The organism is Enterococcus thailandicus (genome assembly GCF_001886265.1).
In the GTDB taxonomy this organism is placed as follows: Bacteria; Bacillota; Bacilli; order Lactobacillales; family Enterococcaceae; genus Enterococcus_B; species Enterococcus_B thailandicus.
The window spans coordinates 1-358 of record NZ_JXLE01000054.1 but is presented as its reverse complement, the minus strand read 5'-3'; the positions used below and the strand labels follow the sequence as shown (position 1 = coordinate 358).

General features: G+C 35.2%; 1 protein-coding gene. It reads right to left on the bottom strand.

Going from position 1 to position 358, the window contains the following annotated elements:
• Positions 1–103 precede the first annotated feature (103 nt).
• A partial coding sequence (locus tag RV17_RS13560; RefSeq protein ID WP_211276015.1) for an IS30 family transposase occupies positions 104–358 on the bottom strand: 255 nt, incomplete at its 5' end.

Below are 358 nucleotides of genomic sequence, written 5' to 3'. Positions count from 1 at the left end.
CGTTACTCCAAAAAATATTTCGTAGGGTGTTTTCCAGTGTATACATTTTCTTGGCCGTAAATTTAATTTAAGAATATATTGATCAATTGTTTCATCAGTAACACTATCCATCTCTTTTTTTTTGGTAAATACTCTCTGAGTAAACCATTGGTTTCTCATTTGTCCCTCGTTGCCAAGGCGCATGCGGATCAGGAAAATAGAAAGGAACACCATTAAGAGCTTTCGTGATTTCTGAATGTTTTGAAAACTCTTTTCCACGATCAGGAGTGATTGATTTCACTCGACTAGGATGGATAGAGGAAAATAATTCAATGAACGTGTCCTTAACAAATAGGGATAGTTTCTTCTCAATTTTTCC